Source organism: Kitasatospora cinereorecta, from assembly GCF_024172095.1.
GTDB lineage: Bacteria > Actinomycetota > Actinomycetes > Streptomycetales > Streptomycetaceae > Kitasatospora > Kitasatospora cinereorecta.
In genome coordinates, this window is sequence record NZ_JAMZDX010000001.1 from 863816 (window position 1) to 885217 (window position 21402).

Sequence of the window (21402 nt, forward strand, 5' to 3'; positions counted from 1 at the left end):
GCGGCACTAGGCTCGGGGCGTGAGCGACGAGAACGGGTTCCCCGAGGTGTACGGCGCGGCGACGGGTGTCGGGTCGATGCCCGGGACGGATGCGCGGGAGGCCGCCAAGACGGTGGTCGGCGAGCTGGAGCAGCTGCCGCACCTGCCGGAGCTGCCGGCCCGCGGGCCGGGCGCGGACATGATCGGCCGCGGCGCCGGCCTGCTGGTCGAGCTGTTCGCGCAGACCGAGCCGAGCGGCTGGCGGTTCGCCGACCGGCCGGGGCGCGACACCCGCCGCGCGCACTCGTGGCTGGGCGAGGACCTGGACGCCCTGGAGGAGTTCACCCAGGGGTACGAGGGGCCGCTGAAGCTGCAGGCGGTCGGGCCGTGGACGCTGGCCGCCTCGATCGAGCTGCACTACGGCGAGAAGGCGCTGTCGGACCGCGGCGCCTGCCGGGACATCGCCGAGTCGCTGACCGAGGGCCTGCGCCGCCACCTCGCCGAGGTCCGCAAGCGCATCCCGGGCGCCCGGCCGGTGCTGCAGCTGGACGAGCCGTCGCTGCCGGCCGTGCTGGCGGGCTCGGTGAAGACCGCGAGCGGCTTCCAGCGGCTGCGCGCGGTCGACCGGCAGCAGGCGGAGGAGGCGCTGCGCGGGCTGATCCGGGCGCTGGACGTGCCGGTGGTCGTGCACAGCTGCGCCCCCGGCGTGCCGATCCCGCTGCTGCGCCGCGCCGGCGTGGCGGGTGTGTCGCTCGACTTCTCGTTCCTGACGCAGCGTGACGACGACGACCTGGGCGAGGCGATCGAGGGCGGCACCGCGATCCTGGCCGGAGTGGTGCCCTCCACCGGCACGGAATTGTCGGACCCTGCCGGTAGTGTCCAGGGTGTCAGGACGTTGTGGCGAAGGCTCGGGCTGGACCCGGAGCTCCTGGGCCGCCGGGTGCTGGTGACACCGACCTGCGGGCTGGCGGGGGCCTCCCCGGCGTACGCCCGCCGGGCGCTGTCACACACCGTGCAGGCGGCGCGGAGCCTGGTGGACAGCCCGGAGTAGGACGGGAGGACCGGGTGGCGGTCGTGGAGGGCTGGGAGGAGATCCCGGCCGAGGTTCGCAAGCGGCACACCGAGCTGGCGGCCGAGATCGAGGAGCACCGCGCCCGGTACTACGAGCAGGACGCGCCGACCGTCAGCGACGCCGAGTTCGACCGGCTGATGCGCGAGCTGGAGGCGCTGGAGGCCGAACACCCCGCGCTGGTCACGCCGGAGAGCCCGTCGCAGAAGGTCGGCGGCGCGGCGGTGGAAGGCTTCACCAAGGTCGAGCACCGCGAGCGGCTGCTCAGCCTGGACAACGCGATGAACGAGGAGGAGCTCGCCGCCTGGGCGGAGCGGGTCGCCACCGAGCTGTCCGGAGTGCAGTACCACTACCTCTGCGAGCTCAAGGTCGACGGCCTCGCGGTCAACCTCACCTACGTGCGGGGCGAGTTGGTGCAGGCCGCCACCCGCGGCGACGGCCGGGTCGGCGAGGACATCACCGCCAACGTCCGCACCATCGAGGAGATCCCGCACCGGCTCAGGGGGGAGAACATCCCGGAGCTGGTGGAGATCCGCGGCGAGGTCTACTTCCCGACCGAGGCGTTCGAGGAGCTCAACGCCTCGTTCGCGGCGGAGAACGAGCGCCGCCGGGCCGCCAACGAGCAGCGGGCCGCCGAGGGCAGGCGTCCGCTGGCCCTGGTCAAGCTGTTCGCCAACCCCCGCAACGCCGCCGCGGGGTCGCTGCGCCAGAAGGACCCGCTGGTCACCGCCTCCCGCCCGCTGCACATGGTGGTGCACGGCATCGGTGCCCGCGAAGGCTTCGACATCGACTGCCAGTCACACGCCTACGAGCTGCTGCGCGGCTGGGGCCTGCCCACCGCCCGGCACAACCGCGTGGTGTCCACGCTCGACGAGGTGCGCGCGTTCATCCGCACCTACGGCGAGCAGCGGCACTCGGTCGAGCACGAGATCGACGGCGTGGTGGTCAAGGTCGACGAGATCGCCCTGCAGGGGCGGCTCGGCGCCACCTCCAAGTCCCCGCGCTGGGCCATCGCCTGGAAGTACCCGCCGGAGGAGGTCACCGCCAAGCTGGCGTCCATCAAGGTCGGCATCGGCCGCACCGGCCGGGCCACCCCGTACGCGGTGCTGGCCGAGCCGGTGAAGGTGGCCGGCTCGATGGTGCAGTACGCCACCCTGCACAACCAGGACGTGGTGAAGGCCAAGGGCGTGCTGCTCGGCGACACCATCGTGCTGCGCAAGGCCGGCGACGTGATCCCCGAGATCCTCGGCCCGATCGAGGACCTGCGCGACGGCACCGAGCAGGAGTTCGTGATGCCCTCGCACTGCCACGAGTGCGGCACCGAACTGCGGCCGATGGCCGAGGGCGACATCGACCTGCGCTGCCCCAACGCGCAGTTCTGCCCGGCGCAGATCCGGGAGCGGCTGGCCTACCTCGGCGGCCGGGAATCGCTCGACATCGAGGGCCTCGGCTATGTCGCCGCGACCGCGCTGACCCAGCCGCTCGAGCCTGCCGACCCTCCTGTCAAGAACGAGGGGGACATCTTCGGTCTCTCCGCGGAGCAGCTCCTGCCGATCAAGGTGCTGGTCCGCGACCAGAAGACCGGCATGCCCAAGCTGGACGACCAGACGGGTGAGGAGAAGGTGGTGGACTTCTTCGCCACCATCAAGGGTGAGCCGAAGAAGTCCCTCGGTCTGCTGCTCGACAACCTCGCCGCCGCCAAGGACAGGCCGCTCTGGCGCTACCTCAACGGTCTGTCGATCCGCCACGTCGGACCGGTCGCCGCCCAGGCGCTGGCCCGCGAGTTCCGCGACCTCGACCGGATCCTCGGGGCGAGTGAGGAGGAGCTGGCCGCGGCTGAGGGGGTCGGCCCCAAGATCGCCAGCGCCATCAAGGAGTGGTACGCCGAGGAGTGGCACCGCGACATCGTGGAGCAGTGGCGCCGTGCCGGGGTGCAGTTCGTCGAGGAGTTCTCCGAGGAGGAGTCGGAGCGTCCGCTGGAGGGCCTGACCGTGGTGGTCACCGGCACCCTCGCCGGCCACACCCGGGACGGTGCCAAGGCGGCGCTCACCTCGCGCGGTGCCAAGGTGACCGGTTCGGTGTCGAAGAAGACGCATTTCGTGGTGGTCGGCGACAACCCCGGTTCCAAGTACGACAAGGCGGTGCAGCTGGGCGTCCCGGTGCTGGACGACGCGGGGTTCGCGGTGCTGCTCGACCGGGGCGCCGACGCGGCCCGCGCCCACCTGGGCCTCGACAACGTGGACTCCGAAGCGGAACCGGAGTCCTGACGCGTCGTTACCGTCCTGACATCGCGTCACCCGGGTGTCCCGGAGCGAAATCGGGCATTGTGTCACTGAGCAGCGCGCGGTGACCGGTGACGCGCTCAGGGATGTCCGAAAGTCCGCCCATCCGGCGGCCATCGGCATACCCTGTGTGCAACCAACTGTCAGCAGGGGTGTGTGGCGGAGGCCTTGGCTCGAGCCCGCGGGGACACCCCCTCGCCTGACGTCCCACCGGCACCCCTGCGGGTGCCTCACCGTAAGGCGGCCTGACGGGGCGGGCCCGACGGAGGACAGGGCTTATGGATCGTACGACCGGCGGTGCGCCCACACGCCCGCCGCAGGGGGTGGCGGGTGCGGTCCTGCTGCTCGGCGTCCTGCTGGCTGGCGCCGCGCCGCTCATCCCGCTTGCCGTCCTGGTCTACCGGTACGAACCCGAGCTGCTCCCGCTGTTCGCGGTGCCGCTGGCGGTGCTCGTCGCCGCCTGGCGGATCGCCCGGGACCGCGCCCGGGACCAGCTGACCGATCCGCTCACCGACCTGCCCAACCGGCAGGCGCTGCTGCTCGCGACCCAGGAGGCGCTGGGCCGGCACGAGGGGGAGACGGGATACAGCGTCGGGCTGATCCTGCTCGACCTCGACCGGTTCCGTTCGCTGAACGACGCGCTCGGCCACACCGCCGGCGACCGCCTGCTGGTGCACATCGCCCGCCGGCTGCACCGCGCGCTGCGCGCCGGCACCAGCCACCCGCGGGACGCCGCCGACGAGCTGGCCGCCGCCCTGCCCCCGCCGTCCCAGCGCGGGGAGCGGCCGGTGGTGGCGAGGCTGGGCGGCGACGAGTTCGCCGTCCTGCTGCCGGGCGTGGGCAGCACCGAGGTGCTGGAGCGTGTCGCCAAGGCGCTGATCGCCGAGCTGGCCGCGCCGATCCGGCTGGACGGCCTGCTGCTGGTGCTGGAGGCCAGCGCCGGCGTGTGCGTCTACCCGACCCACGCGCAGGACGCCGAGTCGCTTCTGCGCCGCGCCGACGTGGCGATGGGCCACGCCCAGCGCAGCCGCAGCGGCGTCGAACGCTACGACGAGGCGCGGGACGTCGACACCCCGTACCGGATCGGCCTGCTCGGCGACCTGCGGCGGGCCCTGGAACTGGCCGAGGTGCAGCTGCACTACCAGCCCAAGGTCGCCTTCGACGGCCGGGTGGTCGGCCTGGAGGCCCTGGTCCGCTGGAAGCGGGCCGGGCAGGGCCAGGTGCCCCCGGACGAGTTCATCAGCCTCGCCGAGTCCAGCGGCCTGATGCCCCGGCTCACCGACTACGTCCTGGAGGCCGCGGTCGGCCAGCTGGCGCTCTGGCGCGCCCAGGGGCTGATGGTGCCGGTCGCGGTCAACGTCTCGCCGCGCGACGTGCTCAACCCCGGCTTCGCCTCCCGGGTCGCCGGCCACCTCAAGCGCCACCAGGTCCCGGCCGACGCGCTGCAGTTGGAGATCACCGAGCGGCTGCTGCTCGACGACTCCCGCCGCGCCGCCGACACCCTGGCCGAGCTGCGGCGCTACGGCGTGCGGATGTCGCTGGACGACTTCGGGACGGGGCACTCCTCGCTGGTCCGGTTGCGCAGCCTGCCGGTCGGCGAGCTGAAGATCGACCGCTCCTTCGTGTCGCGGATGGTCGCGGACGACCACGACGCGGCGGTGGTGCGGTGCTCGGTGGAGCTGGCCCACTCGCTCGGGCTGACCGTGGTCGCGGAGGGCGTCGAGGACGACGAGACCTGGGAGCGGCTGCAGCTCATGGGGGTGGACGCGGTCCAGGGCTGGCTGGTCTCCGCCGCCCTTCCGGCCGACCAGGCCACGGCGTGGCTGCTGGTGCACCGCACGGAGATGCCGCAGGTGGAGCGCTTAGCCCCGCAGTAGGGCTGCGAGCATCTGCGCGACCGGCTGCGCACTCCGGTGGAGGGTGGCCGGGCGCGCAGTTCCTCGCGCCCCTGGGATCACCAATAGGATGGGGCCACAGACCATGAGGGCGGACTCCCGCTCAACCAGAACTCAACCCTGAGGATCGCTGCATGCCTGGCATCACGCGCGAGGAGGTCGCTCACCTCGCTCGGCTGTCGCGTCTCGAGTTGCAGGCCGAAGAGCTGGACCACTTCGCCGAGCAGCTCGACGTGATCATCGGCGCGGTCGCCCGCGTTTCCGAGGTGGCCGGACAGGACGTCCCGCCGACCTCCCACCCGCTGCCGCTGACCAACGTCATGCGCGCCGACGAGGTGCGACAGTCGCTCACCCCCGAGCAGGCGCTCTCCGGCGCGCCCGCCGGCGAGGACCAGCGTTTCCGCGTTCCCCAGATCCTCGGGGAGGACTGACCGAGATGACCGAGCTGATCAAGTTCACCGCCGCCGAGACCGCCGCCGCGATCTCCAAGGGCGAGGTCTCGGCCGTCGAGGTCGCCCAGGCCCACCTGGACCGCATCACCGCGGTCGACAAGAAGGTCAACGCCTTCCTGCACGTCGACACCGAGGGTGCGCTGAAGGCCGCCCGTTCGGTGGACGACAAGCGCGCCCGCGGCGAGGAGCTCGGCCCGCTGGCCGGCGTCCCGCTGGCGCTGAAGGACGTCTTCACCACCAAGGGCATCCCGACCACCTGCGGTTCGAAGATGCTCGAGGGCTGGATCCCGCCGTACGACGCCACCCTGACCTCGCGTCTGAAGGACGCGGGCGTGGTGATCCTCGGCAAGACCAACATGGACGAGTTCGCGATGGGCTCCTCCACCGAGAACTCGGCGTACGGCCCGACCGGCAACCCGTGGGACCTGACCCGCATCCCGGGCGGCTCCGGCGGCGGCAGCGCCGCGGCGCTGGCCGCGTACGAGGCCCCGCTGGCGATCGGCACCGACACCGGCGGCTCGATCCGCCAGCCGGGCGCCGTCACCGGCACGGTCGGTGTGAAGCCGACCTACGGCGCGGTCTCCCGCTACGGCCTGGTCGCCTTCTCCTCCAGCCTGGACCAGGGCGGCCCGTGCGCCCGCACCGTGCTGGACGCGGCGCTGCTGCACGAGGCCATCGCCGGGTACGACCCGCTGGACTCGACCTCGATCGACGCGCCGGTCCCGGCGGTGGTCGAGGCGGCGAAGATGCGCGACATCCGCGGCATGCGGGTCGGCGTGGTGAAGGAGTTCGCCGGCGAGGGCTACCAGGCCGGCGTCATGCAGCGCTTCAACGAGTCGGTGGAGCTGCTGCGCGAGCTGGGCGCCGAGGTGGTCGAGGTGTCCTGCCCGTCGTTCACCCTCGCGCTCCCCGCGTACTACCTGATCGCGCCGAGCGAGTGCTCGTCCAACCTGGCCCGCTTCGACGCGATGCGCTACGGCCTGCGGGTCGGCGACGACGGCAGCCGTTCGGCCGAGCAGGTCACCGCGCTCACCCGGGAGGCGGGTTTCGGCCCCGAGGTGAAGCGCCGCATCATGCTGGGCACGTACGCGCTCTCCTCGGGCTACTACGACGCGTACTACGGCTCGGCGCAGAAGGTCCGCACCCTGATCTCGCGCGACTTCGACGCCGCGTTCGCGGGCGTTGACGTGCTGGTCTCGCCGACCACGCCGACCACCGCCTTCCCGATCGGCGAGCGCGCCGACGACCCGATGGCCATGTACCTGGCCGACCTGTGCACCATCCCGTCGAACCTGGCGGGCAACGCGGCCATGTCGCTGCCGTGCGGCCTGGCCCCGGAGGACAATCTCCCGGTCGGCCTGCAGATCATCGCTCCCGCGATGGCGGACGACCGCCTGTACCGCGTGGGCGGCGCCGTCGAGGCCGCACTCAACGACAAGTGGGGACACTCCCTGCTGGAGGAGGCACCGGCACTGTGAGCAGGATCGAGAAGGCCAAAGGCTTCAAGCACTCCAAGCCCGGCCTGTGGCTGTCCATCGGTACCACCGCGTTCGGGGCGGTCACGATCGTCAAGGACGTCAAGAAGGCGCGTACCGAGAACGACACCCTGAAGCTGATCAACGCCCTGGTCGGCGCCGCCGCCATCCTCACCGGCACCGCACTCCTCGTCCGCGAGCTCCGTCAGCTCGGCGACGACGACGTGCTGCTCGGCTGACGGACCTCCGAGAAAGAAGTGAAGGAAACGCTGTGAGCGTCATCAGCCTGGTCCCGTACGACGACGCGCTGGCCTCGTACGACCCGGTGATGGGCCTTGAGGTCCACGTCGAGCTGGGTACCAAGACCAAGATGTTCTGCGGTTGCTCCACCGAGCTCGGTGCCGAGCCGAACACGCAGACCTGTCCGACCTGTCTCGGCCTGCCCGGCTCGCTGCCGGTGGTCAACGCCATCGGCGTGGAATCGGCGATCAAGATCGGCCTGGCGCTGAACTGCGAGATCGCCGAGTGGTGCCGGTTCGCCCGGAAGAACTACTTCTACCCGGACATGCCGAAGAACTTCCAGACCTCCCAGTACGACGAGCCGATCGCCTTCAACGGCTACCTCGACGTGCAGCTGGAGGACGGCGAGGTCTTCCGGGTCGAGATCGAGCGCGCCCACATGGAGGAGGACACCGGCAAGTCCACCCACGTCGGTGGCGCGACCGGTCGCATCCACGGCGCCGAGTACTCGCTGCTGGACTACAACCGGGCCGGCATCCCGCTGATCGAGATCGTCACCAAGCCGATCGTCGGCGCCGGTGAGCGCGCCCCCGAGGTCGCCAAGGCGTACGTCACCGAGCTGCGCGAGCTGATCCGGGCGCTGGGCGTGTCCGAGGCCCGGATGGACAAGGGCCAGATGCGCTGCGACGTCAACCTGTCGCTGCGTCCGCACGGCCGGGAGAAGTTCGGCACCCGCTCGGAGACCAAGAACGTCAACTCGCTGCGTTCGGTCGAGCGGGCGGCGCGCTTCGAGATCCAGCGGCACGCCGCCGTGCTGACCGACGGCGGGACGATCGTCCAGGAGACCCGCCACTTCCACGAGGACAACGGCACCACCACGGCCGGCCGGATCAAGGAGGAGGCGGAGGACTACCGCTACTTCCCCGAGCCCGACCTGGTGCCGATCGCCCCCTCCCGGGAGTGGGTCGAGGAGCTGCGGGCCGGTCTGCCGGAGCTGCCGCGGGTCCGCCGGGCCCGCCTGCAGACCGAGTGGGACCTGTCCGACAAGGACATGCAGTCGGTGCTCAACGCGGGTGCGGTCGAGCCGATCTCGCAGACCATCGCGGCCGGCGCCCCGGCCGACCAGGCCCGCAAGTGGTGGATGGGCGAGCTGGCCCGCCGCGCCAACGAGACCGGCACCGACCTGTCCGAGCAGCCGATCACCCCGGTCCAGGTGGCCCGGGTCTGCGCGCTGGTCGCCGAGGGCAAGCTCAACGACAAGCTGGCCCGCCAGGTCATCGAGGGCGTGCTGGCCGGCGAGGGCGAGCCGGACGAGGTCGTCGCGGCCCGCGGCCTGGCCGTGGTCTCCGACGACTCCGCGCTCGGCACGGCGGTCGACGAGGCCATCGCCGGCAACCCGGACATCGCGCAGAAGATCCGCGACGGCAAGGTCCAGGCGGTCGGCGCGCTGGTCGGCGCGGTCATGAAGGCCACCCGCGGGCAGGCCGACGCCGCGAGGGTCAAGGATCTGATCCTGGAGAAGCTCGCCTAAGGAGCTCATCCGCAGCACCAGGGCCCGTACCCGCCCCCACTAAGGGCGGGCACGGGCCTTCTGCGTCCCCTCCCGGCCCCGCCTAAGCCCTCCCGGTGCCGGAAGATCGGGCATGCTCCCGATGCCCCGCCCCCGCCTGGGAGAGGAGTCTCGGGACCAGGAACGAGGCAAGGGGACCGTGATGATCGAGTACGAGCTCCACCAGCAGCGCGGGCGGGAACTCCAGCAGCAGGCGCTCCACCACCACCTGGCCAACGAGGCCGCCCGGGCGGGCGAGCCGCGGGTCGGCGCGCTGCGCCGGTTCGCCCACAGCCTGCGGCACGGGATCACCACGGTGCCGCTGCGGACCGCCGGACCGGCCGGCTACTGATGGCCGGGGCCGGCTCCGGCCGTGCGAGGGAGGACGCCCCGGGCGCCTCCCTCTCCGGCCGTCCAGACCCTGGGACCGCGTCTCAGTTCGTGTCCGTACCCTGTGGCATGCTCCCCACTATGGAGCAGATGTGGGTCAGCCCCGTCTTCGTCGGTCGCCGTCCGGAGACCGAGTTCCTCACCGGAGCGCTGGCCCGGGCCCGGGCGGGCGAACCGCAGGCGGTGCTGATCGGGGGAGAGGCCGGCATCGGGAAGACCCGGCTGGTCGAGGAGTTCCTCCGGACGGCCGAGCGGGAGGGCGCGGTCACCGCGGTCGGCGGATGCCCCGAGGTCGGCGCCGAAGGGCTCCCGTACGGCCCGCTGGCCACCGCGCTGCGCCGCCTGCACCGGGGGCTCGGCGCCGAGTTCGAGCGCGCCGCGGCGGGCATGGAGGGGTACCTCGCGCGGCTGCTCCCGGAGTTCGGCGAGGCGCAGGCGGAGCCCAACGACGTGTTCGGCCGGGCCCGGCTGTTCGACCACGCGGCCCGGCTGTTCGAGCGCCTGAGCGCCGAGCACACCGTGGTCCTGGTGGTGGAGGACCTGCACTGGTCCGACCGCTCCACCCGGGAGCTGCTCGGCTACCTGATCCGCACCCTGCACAGCTCCCCGGTGCTGGTGGTCGCCACCTACCGCAGCGACGACCTGCACCGCCGCCACCCGCTCCGCCCGTACCTGGCCGAGCTCGACCGGCTGCGCAGCGTGCAGCGGATCGAGCTGGAGCGCCTGGGCCGGACCGAGGTGGCCGCCCAGCTGGCCGGGATCCTGGGCGCGGGGGCCGACCGGGAGCTGGTGGACCGGATCGACCGGCGGGCCGAGGGCAACCCGTTCTTCGTCGAGGAGCTGGCCACCGCCCAGCGCCAGGGTTGCATCGTCGGCATCCCGGACAGCCTGCGCGACATCCTGCTGGTCCGGGTCGAAACGCTGCCCGACGACACCCAGCGGGTGCTGCGGACCGCCGCGGAGGGCGGCAGCTACGTGGAGCACGACCTGCTCGCCGCGGTGCTGGACGAGCGCGAGGACCGGCCCGGGCACCCGCCCGGCGACGACGAGGTGCTGATCGAGGCGCTGCGGACGGCCGTCGGCGCCGGCATCCTGCGGCCCGACTCCGACGGCGACGGCTACTGCTTCCACCACGCGCTGGTCCGCGAGGCGCTCTCCGACGACCTGCTGCCCGGCGAGCGGCACCGGATCAACCGCCGCTACGCCACCGTCCTGGAGGCCGCCCCCGACCTGGTCCGCCGCGAGGCCTGCGCGGCCCGGCTGGCGAACTACTGGTACTGCGCGCACGACCCGGAGCGGGCCCTGCCGGCCGCGCTGGAGGCCGCCGGGCAGGCCCGCCGCCGCAACGCCTTCGCCGAGCAGCTGCGGATGCTGGAGCGGGTGCTGGACCTGTGGGACCAGGTCGCCGAGGAGGTGCGCGCCGCCCCGGTGCGGCCGGCCGACCGGGCCGAGACCTACCCCTCGTGCGGTTGCCCCGGCGACGCCCACGACCCGTCCTGCTCGGGCCTCCAGCTGGTGGACGTCCTGGCCGAGGCCGTGGTGGCCGCCCGCAACAGCGGCGACTGGGACCGCGCCCTGGCCCTGGTCCGGCGCGCCCTGGAGCTGGTGGACGAGGAGCAGCACCCGATGCGCGCCGCCTGGTTCCGGGTGCAGCTGGCCAAGACCTGCGGCTACCTCAACCGGCCCGGCGGCGGGGAGACCGCGTACGCGTACCGGCTGGTCGCCGGGCTCGGCCCGTCCCCGGTCCAGGCCGAGGTGCTCGCCATGGACGCCGCCCAGGGCATGCTCTGCAACCCCACCCCGGCGCACATGGAGGTCGCCGAGCGGGCCGCCCGGATCGCCCGGGAGGTCGGCGCCGGCGCCGTCGAGCAGCACGCCCGGATCACCCTGGCGGGCCTGTACTCCGACTTCGGCGACACCGACGGCGCGCTGGCCCTGCTCGCCGACGCCATCGAGCGGACCCGGACGATCGGCGCCGCCGACGTGCTCTGCCGCGGCCTCAACAACCTGGGCTGCCTGCTCCAGCTCACCGGCCGCTCCGAGGAGGCGGTGGAGCGCTGCCGCGAGGGGCTGCAGGTGGCGCGGAGCACCGGACTGCTCGGCACCATCGGCGCCTGCCTGATCGGCAACCTGGTGGAGGCGCTGATCGCGGTCGGCCGGCACGCCGAGGCCGCCGAGACGCTGTCCGACTGGGACAACGGCCCGTCGCGCGGCTCCTTCCCCGAGTACCTGGACCGGCTCAGGGGCGAACTCGACCTGCTCGACGGCGACTTCGAACAGGCTACGGCGCACAACGAGCGGGCCCGCGCCGCCGACCTGGCCCAGCAGCCGCAGAACGTGCTGCCGGCCGCCTCGCTGGCCCTGCGGATCGCCGCCCGGCAGGGCCGTCCGCTGGCCGCCCGGGCCGAGCTGCTCGCCGTGCTCGACCTCGAACTCAGCGCCGGGTTCGAGGGGTTGATGCTTCCGCTGCTGGTCCACGGCGCCGCCGCGGAGGCCGACTCCCGGGGGCTGCCCGCCGCCGACCTCGGCCGGCCGGTCATACTGCAGCGGATCGCGGCGACGGCCGCCCGGCTGCGCCCCGAGCTGCCACTGCACCGGGGCTGGGCCCGGCTGCTGGACGGCGAACTGGCCCGGGCCGACGGCGCCGCCGACCCGGCGCCGCACTGGGCCGCCGCGATCGACCAGCTGCGGCCGCTCGGCCTGCCCGAACCGCTCGCCCTGGCGCTGCTGCGCGCCGCCGACGGCGCCGCGGCGGCCGGGCGCCGGGACGAGGCCGCGACCCTGCTGCGCGAGGCCGAACCGCTCGCCGCGCGCTACGGCGACCGGCAGCTGCGCCGCGAGATCGCCCACCTCGCCGAACGGGCCGGCCTGGCGCTGGACTCCGCACCTGGCGGGCTCGCGGCCGAGGCAGCCGAACCCGTCCCGGCCGTCGAGGCGTTCGGGCTCACCCCGCGCGAGACCGACGTGCTGCGGCTGCTGGCCCTCGGCCGGACCAACCGTCAGATCGCCGAGGAGCTGTACATCTCGCCGAAGACCGCGAGCGTCCACGTCTCCAACATCCTGGCCAAGTTGGCCGTCGGCGGCCGCGGGGAGGCGGCCGCGCTGGCGCACCGGCTCCGGCTGTTCCCCGAGGAGGAGCCCGCCGCGGCCGGCGGCTGAGCCCGCCCGTCCCTCGTCCGAGCGCTGGGCCGATCGGGCGATCCCGGGCCGAATCGGACGTCTCTCATCAGGCTCTCATTACTCTAAGTTGAGGATGCGTGTCATTGAGTGACCGAAGTGGTGTAGGGTCCGGATCGGGAACACCGTTACGGCCGCTGGTCGGAGGGGGAGATGGCGATTGAACTCCACCGATTCGGTGCTGTCGGTCCGGGCCTCCCGTCTCCCCGGCACCGTTCTCGTCGCGCTCTGCCTCGGCTACACGGCCGGCGCCGGAGTCGGCTGGGGAACGCCTGAACTGGCCCTGTTCATGGGGGACTTCGGTCTCGCCGGGGCGGCCCTCGCGGCCGCGCTCTCCTGCCTCGCGCACGGCTGCACGGTCGGTGGCCACACCCGACCGGCCTGGCTGCTGTTCGGCCTGTCCTCCGCGATGGTCGCGCTCGGCAACGGCACCTGGGGCTGGTACGAGGTGGTGCTCCGCGCCCCGGTGCCGAAGGACTCGCTGGCCGACTACGCCTTCCTGCTGTTCGCCCCGCTGGCCATCCTCGGGCTGCTGGTGCTGGCCCAACGGCCGCGGACCCCGGCCGGCTGGCTGTGCCTCCTGCTGGACGGCTGGCTGGTGGCCGGCTCGCTGTTCACCCTCAGCTGGAGCCTGGCGCTCGGCCGGGTCGCCGCGGGGGAGGGCAACGACCCGCTGAAGCTCGCCCTCGGCCTGGGCTACCCGGTGCTGGACATCCTGCTGGTCAGCCTGGTGGTCGGGCTGCGCTTCCGCGGCCGGGACGGCAACCGCGCCGCCGTGCACACCGCGATGGTCGGGCTGGCCGTGACGGTGGTCTGCGACGCCCTGTTCACCTCGCCGGTCTTCCGCAGCAGCTACCACTCCGGCGAGCTGCTGGACGCCGGCTGGTTCGCCGGCAGCGTGCTGCTGGCCTGGGCGCCCTGGTCGCACGAGCGCCGCCCCACCCGCGAGCACCACCCCTCCAGCGGCGGCCTGCCGCGCCGCCGGGTGGCGTCCACCTTCAGCGCCCTCACCCCGTACGTGGCGGCCGCGGTCTGCACCGCCGGGATCCTCTACAACGCGCTGGGCGGCCACGCCGTCGACCGGGTGGTGCTCGCCGCCGCCTGCACGGTCGGCCTCGCGCTGATCGTCCGGCAGGGCGTGATGCTGCTGGACAACCTCTCGCTGGCGCAGGAACTCGCCCACAAGGAGGCGCACTTCCGCTCCCTGGTGCAGGGTTCCAGCGACGTCATCATGATCGCCGGCGGGGCCGGGGTGCTGTCCTACGTCAGCCCGGCGGCGCTGCGGGTCTACAGCCGCGACCCGGAGGAGCTGGTCGGCGGCAACCTGCTCAACCTGGTCCATCCGGAGGACGTCGACCGGGTGCTCTCCGAGGTCCGCCGGATCCTCGCCCGCTCCCGCGGCCGGCTCGCCGCCGAGCCCTCGGCCCGGGTGGAGTGCCGGATCCGCTCCGGCAACGGCGAGTGGCTGCACGTCGAGTCGACCGTCAACCGGTACCGGGACGGGCTGATCCTCAACAGCCGGGACGTCTCCGAACGCGTCCGGCTGCAGGCCCAGCTCCAGCACAACGCCTTCCACGACCCGCTCACCGACCTGCCCAACCGCGCCCTGTTCGCGCACCGGGTCCGGGCCGCGCTCGGCACCGCCGGACCGGACGGCACCACCGTCGCCGTGCTCTTCCTCGACCTGGACGGCTTCAAGGCGGTCAACGACACCGCCGGGCACCAGGTCGGCGACGAGCTGCTGATCCAGGCGGCCCGCCGGCTGCAGGGCTCGGTCCGGGCCGACGACACGGTGGCCCGGTTCGGCGGCGACGAGTTCGCCGTGCTGGTGCGCGGCCGGCTCGGCCGCACCCAGGTCCAGGAGCTGGCCGAACGCGTCCGCTCGGCGCTCTCCGAGCCGTACTGGATCGGCGACGCCGAGCTCGGGGTGGCCGCCTCGATCGGGATCGCCATCGGCCCGAGCGCGGCCGCCACCGGCCCCGGGCCCGCCGCGGTCGGTGACTGCACGGGCGGTGACTCCGCCGCCGAGCGTGACCACGGCGCCGGGCGCGACCCCGCAGGCGCCGCCGCCGACGAACTGCTGCGCAACGCCGACCTGGCGATGTACCGGGCCAAGTCCGAGGGCAAGGGCCGGGTGGTGCTCTACAGCCCGGCGATGCGCGCCGAGCTGGAGCGCCGCAGCGAACTGGAGGAACGGCTGCGGGTCGCCGTCCGGGAGGGCGGCTTCACCCTGCTCCACCAGCCCGTGGTGGAGCTCGCCGGCGGCCAGGTGAGCGGCATCGAGGCGCAGGCCCGCTGGCGCTCCGCCCAGGGCCTGCTGCTCACTCCGGCCGAGTTCCTGCGCACCGCCGAGCAGGGCGACGCGGCCACCCGCTTCGCCCGCTGGATGCTCCAGGAGGCGGTGGCCGCCGCCGCCCGCCGCCGTAGCGACGGCCTGGGCTCGCCGCCCGTCCCGGTCACCGTCCGGCTCGCCGCCGACCGGATCTGTGCCCCCGGCATGTACGAGACGGTGGCCGCCGCCCTGCGCGACAGCGGCCTGCCGCCGGAGCTGCTGGTGATCGAGGTGGCCCGGACCGCCCAGGACTCCTCGGCCGACGAGCTGGGCCGCCGGCTGACCGCGCTTCGGCGGCTCGGGGTGTCCACCGCGCTGGCCGGCCTCGGCGCCGGCGGCGGCTCGCTCGGCGCGCTGGCCCGGCTCCCGTTCGACGCGGTCAAGCTGGACCGCGGCCTGGTCCAGGACATCGGCGACTCCACGCTCAGCCGCACCCTGGCCGGCCACGCCCTGCGGCTCGGCCGCGACCTCGGCATGATCACCGCCGCCGACGGCGTCGACCACCCGCGCCAGGTCGCCGTGCTCCAGGAGCTCGGCTGCCGGCGGGCCCAGGGGCTGGCCTTCGCCCAGCCGCTGGACGAGGCCAGACTGCGCCGCGCCCTGGCGCGCCGGGCGTACCCGCTGCCGCGTCCGGTGGGCGCACTGGCCGCCCGCCGGCCGCACCTCGCGCCGGACCCCCGAACGGGTGCTGTTCCGGCCCGGACGGCCCACCTGCACGGCCCGCTTGACCTGCCGCAACGGCATGTCGTCGGCGGTCCGGGTGGTGGACCGCATGGTGAGACGCCGGTCCCACCAGCTTGACACCCGCCACTGCGTGGGAGGAAGGTCGGTGCCATGCGCACCCGAATTCTCGTACTTGGCGGGCGCGTCGGCTGAAGCAGACCGACGCGCCACCCCTCGCATGCCCTTGGCACGAGGGGTTTTTTGTTGCACGAAACCTGCTTCGCCCCCGCAAGACCACTGGCCCCAATCACCACGAATCGGGACGATTGAGGCAGAGCCGGAGATCGGCCCCGGAACCCTCCTCCGCCCGGGCCGGCAGAACCCGAGAAGAGACAGGCAGATGACTGAGCACGCCGCAACCCCCCGCCGCGGGGACCACCCGGCCGCGCACGCTCCGGGTCCCCAGACCATCGAGACCATGACCGGCGCGCAGTCGCTCATCCGCTCGCTCGAAGCCGTGGGCGCGGACACCGTCTTCGGCATTCCCGGTGGCGCGATCCTCCCGGCCTACGACCCGCTGATGGACTCCCAGAAGGTCCGCCACATCCTGGTCCGCCACGAGCAGGGGGCCGGCCACGCCGCCACCGGCTACGCGCAGGCCACCGGCCGGGTCGGCGTCTGCATGGCCACCTCCGGCCCCGGCGCCACCAACCTGGTCACCCCGATCGCCGACGCCTACATGGACTCCGTCCCGATGGTGGCGATCACCGGCCAGGTCTCCTCCAAGGCGATCGGCACCGACGCCTTCCAGGAGGCGGACATCTGCGGCATCACCATGCCGATCACCAAGCACAACTTCCTGGTCACCGACCCGGCCGAGATCCCCCGGGTGATCGCCGAGGCGTTCCACATCGCCGCCACCGGCCGACCCGGCCCGGTCCTGGTCGACGTCGCCAAGGACGCGCTGCAGGCCACCACCACCTTCCGCTGGCCGGTGGAGACCTCGCTGCCCGGCTACCGCCCGGTCACCAAGCCGCACGCCAAGCAGATCCGCGAGGCCGCCAAGCTGCTGGTGAACGCCAAGCGCCCGGTGCTGTACGTCGGCGGCGGCGTGCTCAAGGCCCAGGCCAGCGCCGAGCTGCGGATCCTGGCCGAGCTGACCGGCGCCCCCGTGGTCACCACCCTGATGGCGATCGGCGTCTTCCCCGACAGCCACCCGCAGCACCTGGGCATGCCCGGCATGCACGGCTCCGTCCCGGCGGTCACCGCGCTGCAGAAGGCCGACCTGCTGTTCACCCTGGGCGCCCGCTTCGACGACCGGGTCACCGGCAAGCTGGACTCCTTCGCTCCCGGCGCCAAGGTCGTCCACGCCGACATCGACCCGGCCGAGATCGGCAAGAACCGCCCGGCCGACGTGCCGATCGTCGGTGACGCCCGCGAGGTCATCGCCGACCTGATCGTCGCCGTCCAGGCCGAGTACGACGCCGGCCACAAGGGCGACTACAGCGAGTGGTGGACCCGGCTGAACGAGTGGAAGAACACCTACCCCCTGGGCTACGAGGCCGCCCCGGCCGGCGAGCTCTCCCCGCAGCAGGTGATCGAGCGGATCGGCCAGCTGGTCGGCCCGGACGCCATCTACGCCGCGGGCGTCGGCCAGCACCAGATGTGGGCCAGCCAGTTCATCCAGTTCGAGAAGCCCGCGACCTGGCTGAACTCGGGCGGCGCCGGAACCATGGGCTACGCCGTGCCGGCCGCGATGGGCGCCAAGGCGGGCATGCCGGACGCCCAGGTCTGGGCGATCGACGGCGACGGCTGCTTCCAGATGACCAACCAGGAGCTGGTCACCTGCGCGCTGAACAACATCCCGATCAAGGTCGCGATCATCAACAACGGTTCGCTGGGCATGGTCCGCCAGTGGCAGACCCTGTTCTACAACCAGCGCTACTCCAACACGGTGCTGCACTCCGGCCCCGGCCACGACGGCATCGAGCCGCCGGCCCAGGGCACCCGGATCCCCGACTTCGTGATGCTCTCCGAGGCGATGGGCTGCGTCGGCCTGCGCTGCGAGCGCCCGGAGGACCTGGACGCGGTGATCAAGCAGGCGATGGAGATCAACGACCGTCCGGTGGTCATCGACTTCATCGTCCACCAGGACGCCATGGTCTGGCCCATGGTCGCGGCCGGCACCAGCAACGACGAGATCCTGTTCGCCCGGGGCGTCCGCCCCGACTTCGGCGACGACCTCGACTAGTAGCTCCGACGACCCGATAGAGAGTCCCATGACCGTCATGTCCAAGCACACCCTCTCCGTCCTGGTCGAGAACAAGCCCGGCGTGCTCGCCCGGATCGCCGCGCTGTTCTCCCGTCGGGGCTTCAACATCGACTCCCTCGCCGTCGGCCCGACCGAGCACCCGGACATCTCCCGGATGACCATCGTGGTCAACGTCGAGGACCTGCCGCTGGAGCAGGTCACCAAGCAGCTCAACAAGCTGGTCAACGTGATAAAGATCGTCGAGCTGGACCAGACCCAGGCGGTCCAGCGCGAGCTGGTCCTGGTCAAGGTCCGCGCCGACGCGGAGACCCGCTCGCAGATCGTCGAGATCGTGCAGCTGTTCCGCGCCAAGACCGTCGACGTGTCGCCCGACGCGGTGACCATCGAGGCCACCGGCTCCTCCGACAAGCTGGAGGCGATGCTCAAGATGCTGGAGCCGTACGGCATCAAGGAGCTGGTCCAGTCCGGCCTGGTGGCCATCGGCCGCGGCGCCCGCTCGATCACCGACCGCTCGCTGCGCGCCCTCGACCGCTCCGCCTGACCGACGGTCCGTCTCACACCCTGAAGCACCGCCCCACGACCCCGCCGGGTCCTCGTACGGTAGGAAGCGCAAGACCCGGCACCACCACCACGCAAGGAGATGTGCCCCCGTGGCCGAGCTGTTCTACGAAGACGACGCCGACCTGTCCATCATCCAGGGCCGCAAGGTCGCGATCATCGGATACGGCAGCCAGGGCCACGCCCACGCGCTGTCGCTGCGCGACTCGGGTGCGGACGTCCGGGTGGGTCTGCTCGAGAGCTCCAAGTCCCGTGCCAAGGCGGAGGAGGCCGGCCTGCGCGTCGTCACCCCGTCCGAGGCGGCGGCCGAGGCCGACGTCATCATGATCCTGGTGCCGGACCCGATCCAGGCCGACGTCTACGAGGAGGCCATCGCGCCGAACCTGAAGGCGGGCGACGCCCTCTTCTTCGGCCACGGCCTGAACATCCGCTTCGGCTTCATCAAGCCCCCGGCGGACGTCGACGTCTGCATGGTGGCCCCGAAGGGCCCGGGCCACCTGGTCCGCCGCCAGTACCAGGAGGGTCGCGGCGTCCCCGCGATCGTCGCGGTCGAGCAGGACGCCACCGGCAAGGCCTTCGAGCTGGCGCTCTCGTACGCCAAGGGCCTGGGCGCCACCAAGGCCGGCGTCATCAAGACCACCTTCACCGAGGAGACCGAGACCGACCTGTTCGGTGAGCAGGCCGTCCTCTGCGGTGGCACCGCCGCCCTGGTGAAGGCCGGTTTCGAGACCCTGGTCGAGGCCGGCTACCAGCCGGAGATCGCCTACTTCGAGTGCCTGCACGAGCTGAAGCTCATCGTCGACCTGATGTACGAGGGCGGCCTGGAGAAGATGCGCTGGTCGGTCTCCGAGACCGCCGAGTGGGGCGACTACGTCACCGGCCCCCGCATCATCACCGCCGACACCAAGGCCGAGATGAAGAAGGTCCTCGAGGAGATCCAGGACGGCACCTTCGCCAACACCTGGATCGCCGAGTACAAGGCCGGTCTGCCGAAGTACAACGAGTACAAGAACGCGGACGCCGACCACCTGCTGGAGACCACCGGCAAGAAGCTGCGCAAGCTGATGAGCTGGGTCGACGAGGAGGCGTAACCCCCACGAGGGGGCGCAACTCCCTTGTACACCGAGGCTGCTCCCGTCCGGGTGATTTCGCCGGACGGGAGCAGCCCCGCATCCGGACCGCCGATAGACTCCCGAGTGCGCGTCAGGCCCACAGCGTCGTGCGTCTAGCTACGCGACATGCCACCTTCCCCCGGAGAGTCACGCCACCTTCGTGCCGGGGTGAACCGGACAGTTAAGGACAACACTGTCGTGAGCAAATCCGTAGTTCTCATCGCCGAAGAGCTGTCGCCCGCCACCGTCGACGCCCTCGGTCCCGACTTCGAGATCCGCCACTGCAACGGTGCGGACCGTACCGAGCTGCTGACCGCCATCGCGGATGTCGACGCCATCCTGATCCGCTCCGCCACCAAGGTGGACGCGGAGGCACTGGCCGCCGCCAAGCGCCTGAAGGTCGTCGCCCGCGCCGGCGTGGGCCTGGACAACGTGGACGTCGCCGCCTCCACCAAGGCCGGCGTGATGGTCGTCAACGCCCCGACCTCCAACATCGTGACCGCCGCCGAGCTGGCCTGCGGCCTGCTGATCTCGGTCGCCCGCAACATCGCGCCCGCCAACGCCGCGCTCAAGCAGGGCGAGTGGAAGCGCAACAAGTACACCGGCGTCGAGCTGAGCGAGAAGGTCCTCGGCGTGGTCGGCCTCGGCCGGATCGGCGTGCTGGTCGCGCAGCGGATGTCCGCGTTCGGCATGAAGATCGTCGCCTACGACCCCTACATCCAGGCCGCCCGCGCGGCCCAGATGGGCGTCAAGCTGCTCTCCCTGGAGGAGCTGCTGGAGGTCTCGGACTTCATCACCGTCCACCTCCCCAAGACCCCGGAGACCATCGGCCTGATCGGCGAGGAGGCGCTGCACAAGGTCAAGCCGAGCGTGCGCATCGTCAACGCAGCCCGCGGCGGCATCGTCGACGAGGCCGCCCTCGCCTCCGCGCTGCGCGACGGCCGGGTGGCCGGCGCCGGTCTGGACGTGTACGCCAAGGAGCCGTGCACCGACTCCCCGCTGTTCGCCTTCGACAACGTGGTGGCCACCCCGCACCTGGGCGCCTCCACCGACGAGGCGCAGGAGAAGGCCGGCATCGCGGTCGCCAGGTCGGTCCGCCTCGCGCTGGCCGGCGAGCTGGTGCCGGACGCGGTCAACGTCCAGGGCGGCGTGATCGCCGAGGACGTGCGCCCGGGCCTGCCGCTGGCCGAGAAGCTCGGCCGGATCTTCACCGCGCTGGCCGGCGAGGTGGCCGTCCGGCTCGATGTCGAGGTCCGCGGCGAGATCACCCAGCACGACGTCAAGGTGCTCGAACTCTCCGCGCTGAAGGGCGTGTTCGAGGACGTGGTGGCGGAGACGGTGTCCTACGTCAACGCTCCGCTGTTCGCCCAGGAGCGCGGCGTGGAGGTGCGGCTGACCACCTCCAGCGAGTCGCCCGAGCACCGCAACGTGATCACCGTCCGCGGCACCCTGTCCGGCGGCGGCGAGGTGTCCATCTCGGGCACCCTGTCCGGCCCGAAGCAGGTCCAGAAGATCGTCGGCGTGGACGGCTTCGACGTGGACGTGGCGCTCACCGACCACATGGCCTTCTTCCAGTACGAGGACCGCCCGGGCGTGGTCGGCACCCTCGGCCGGATCCTCGGCGACGCCGGCATCAACATCGCCGGCATGCAGGTGGCCCGCGACGGCTCCGGCGCGCTCGCCTCGATCACCGTGGACAGCGAGGTCTCCCAGGAGGTCCTGTCCGAGATCGCCGGTGCGATCGGCGCCCGGTTCGCCCGCGCGGTGAACCTCGGCTGACGTCCGTTCAGACCGTGTGACGGCCCTCTCACCTGCGGTGGGAGGGCCGTTCGCGTGCACAGGGGTGAAGCTCGTCTCAGATAGTAGGAAATCCAAGTATTCCTGGAGACAGCGCCGACTCCGCGTCGTACCGTGGAGGAGTCATACGGTGTGCCACCCCTGCAAGCCAGGGCGTGTG

13 protein-coding genes and 1 pseudogene are annotated in these 21402 nt (G+C 72.4%); all 14 read left to right on the top strand.

Features of this window, described 5'->3' with window-relative positions; translation table 11 throughout:
* Positions 1–76: 76 nt before the first annotated feature.
* The 14 genes and pseudogenes from FHR36_RS03930 to serA all read left to right on the top strand — a co-directional run bounded on the left by FHR36_RS03930 (position 77) and on the right by serA (position 21224).
* On the top strand, positions 77–1030 hold the full coding sequence (locus FHR36_RS03930) for a methionine synthase (RefSeq protein WP_253794718.1): 954 nt from the start codon (positions 77–79) through the stop codon (positions 1028–1030).
* 23 nt (positions 1031–1053) lie between these two features.
* Entirely contained in the window at positions 1054–3315 is a 2262-nt protein-coding gene (ligA, locus tag FHR36_RS03935; RefSeq protein ID WP_253794720.1) for an NAD-dependent DNA ligase LigA, read from the top strand.
* Between the two features lie 356 nt (positions 3316–3671).
* Positions 3672–5156: pseudogene (locus FHR36_RS03940) on the top strand (putative bifunctional diguanylate cyclase/phosphodiesterase); the annotation flags it as partial.
* Between the two features lie 203 nt (positions 5157–5359).
* On the top strand, positions 5360–5656 hold the full coding sequence (gene gatC, locus FHR36_RS03945; RefSeq protein ID WP_253793775.1) for an Asp-tRNA(Asn)/Glu-tRNA(Gln) amidotransferase subunit GatC: 297 nt from the start codon (positions 5360–5362) through the stop codon (positions 5654–5656).
* Positions 5657–5661: 5 nt separating this feature from the next.
* A complete protein-coding gene (gene gatA / locus FHR36_RS03950) occupies positions 5662–7155 on the top strand; it encodes an Asp-tRNA(Asn)/Glu-tRNA(Gln) amidotransferase subunit GatA (RefSeq protein ID WP_253793776.1) in 1494 nt (497 codons plus the stop codon).
* Entirely contained in the window at positions 7152–7391 is a 240-nt protein-coding gene (locus FHR36_RS03955; RefSeq protein ID WP_253793778.1) for a hypothetical protein, read from the top strand. The genes gatA and FHR36_RS03955 overlap by 4 nt, the downstream gene beginning before the upstream one ends.
* Before the next feature lie 32 nt (positions 7392–7423).
* Positions 7424–8923, top strand: a complete 1500-nt coding sequence (gatB, locus tag FHR36_RS03960; protein ID WP_308199152.1) for an Asp-tRNA(Asn)/Glu-tRNA(Gln) amidotransferase subunit GatB — start codon at positions 7424–7426, stop codon at positions 8921–8923.
* 181 nt (positions 8924–9104) lie between these two features.
* Positions 9105–9293, top strand: a complete 189-nt coding sequence (locus tag FHR36_RS03965; protein WP_253793780.1) for a hypothetical protein — start codon at positions 9105–9107, stop codon at positions 9291–9293.
* Between the two features lie 119 nt (positions 9294–9412).
* Entirely contained in the window at positions 9413–12490 is a 3078-nt protein-coding gene (locus tag FHR36_RS03970; protein ID WP_253793782.1) for a helix-turn-helix transcriptional regulator, read from the top strand.
* A gap of 178 nt (positions 12491–12668) precedes the next feature.
* Positions 12669–15641, top strand: coding sequence for a putative bifunctional diguanylate cyclase/phosphodiesterase (locus FHR36_RS03975; protein ID WP_253793784.1), 2973 nt, complete (start codon positions 12669–12671; stop codon positions 15639–15641).
* Positions 15642–15903: 262 nt separating this feature from the next.
* Complete coding sequence (locus FHR36_RS03980; RefSeq protein WP_253793785.1) at positions 15904–17754, top strand: acetolactate synthase large subunit; 1851 nt, start codon at positions 15904–15906, stop codon at positions 17752–17754.
* Positions 17755–17791: 37 nt separating this feature from the next.
* Positions 17792–18316 (top strand): acetolactate synthase small subunit, encoded by a 525-nt coding sequence (ilvN, locus tag FHR36_RS03985; RefSeq protein ID WP_253793787.1) that lies wholly within the window; start codon positions 17792–17794, stop codon positions 18314–18316.
* Positions 18317–18425: 109 nt separating this feature from the next.
* Positions 18426–19424 carry a ketol-acid reductoisomerase gene (gene ilvC, locus FHR36_RS03990; protein ID WP_253793789.1) on the top strand — a complete coding sequence of 333 codons (999 nt, stop codon included), beginning with the start codon at positions 18426–18428 and terminating at the stop codon, positions 19422–19424.
* Between the two features lie 219 nt (positions 19425–19643).
* Positions 19644–21224 (top strand): phosphoglycerate dehydrogenase, encoded by a 1581-nt coding sequence (gene serA / locus FHR36_RS03995; RefSeq protein WP_253793790.1) that lies wholly within the window; start codon positions 19644–19646, stop codon positions 21222–21224.
* Positions 21225–21402: the final 178 nt, after the last annotated feature.